The organism is Streptomyces sp. SM1 (genome assembly GCF_002910825.1).
GTDB lineage: Bacteria > Actinomycetota > Actinomycetes > Streptomycetales > Streptomycetaceae > Streptomyces > Streptomyces okerensis.
Window position 1 is genome coordinate 1 of the sequence record NZ_NEUB01000446.1, and the last position, 975, is coordinate 975.

The window sequence follows — 975 nt, forward strand, 5'->3', positions numbered from 1 at the left end:
CGGTGCGCGAACTCACCGCCGCCGGGCGCCGGGTGGTGGTCACCGGCGGCACGGGGGAACGGGACCTGACCGCGTACGTCGCCGGCGGCCGTGCCGTCGACCTCGGTGGCCGCACCGGCGCCGCCGAACTCTCCGGAGTGCTCGCCGGAGCCGACTGCGTGGTCACCGGCAACACCGGCCCCGCCCACCTCGCCGCCGCCGTCGGCACCCCGGTGGTGTCCCTGTTCTCGCCGGTCGTGCCCGCCGAGCGCTGGCGGCCGTACGGCGTGCCGTACGTACTCCTCGGCGACCAGCAGGCACCGTGCGCCGGCTCCAGGGCCCGGCAGTGCCCCGTACCCGGCCACCCGTGTCTGGAAGAGGTCACCGCGTACGACGTCGTCGCGGCCGTCGGCAAACTCGCCGACGAGGTGATCCGGTGAGCGGCCGCACCGCGTCCGGGGCGGATTCCGGGCCGGACGGCTCCGATGACGTGACGCCCGTGCGGCACGACCCGGCCGCCTCCGCACCGCGGGCGCGCCTCCTCGTCCTGCGCGCCCTCGGCCTGGGAGACCTGCTGGCCGGGATTCCCGCGCTGAGGGCGCTGCGGCGGGAGTATCCCGGCCACGAGCTCGTACTGGCCGCGCCCGCCGGCCTCGCGCCGGTCGCCGAAGCCACCGGAGCCGTCGACCGTCTGCTGCCCGCCTCCGCGCCCTCCCGCGCCGTACCGCGCGCCCTCGACTGGACCGGCCCGCCCCCCGACGTCGCCGTGGACCTGCACGGCAACGGACCGCCCAGCCACCGCCTGCTGCAGGACCTGCGCCCCTCGCGCCTGCTGGCCTTCGCGCACCCCGGGACCCCGGAGATCGAGGGCCCGCCCTGGCACGCCGGGGAACACGAGCGGGACCGCTGGTGCCGGCTGCTCCGCTGGTACGGCATCGACGCCGACCCCGCGGACCTGCTGCTGGCCCGCCCGCACACCGCGTCCCCCGCGCCCGG

Annotated in this window: 2 protein-coding genes; both read left to right on the forward strand. The window is 77.9% G+C overall.

The window, feature by feature from the left end; translation table 11 throughout:
- Nucleotides 1-419, forward strand: a 419-nt coding sequence (locus B9S61_RS11275) for a glycosyltransferase family 9 protein (RefSeq protein WP_146064789.1), incomplete at its 5' end; no start/stop codon positions are given.
- Between the two features lie 50 nt (nt 420-469).
- Nucleotides 470-975 (forward strand): glycosyltransferase family 9 protein (locus tag B9S61_RS11280; RefSeq protein WP_374936200.1); only part of this gene is annotated, 506 nt, incomplete at its 3' end.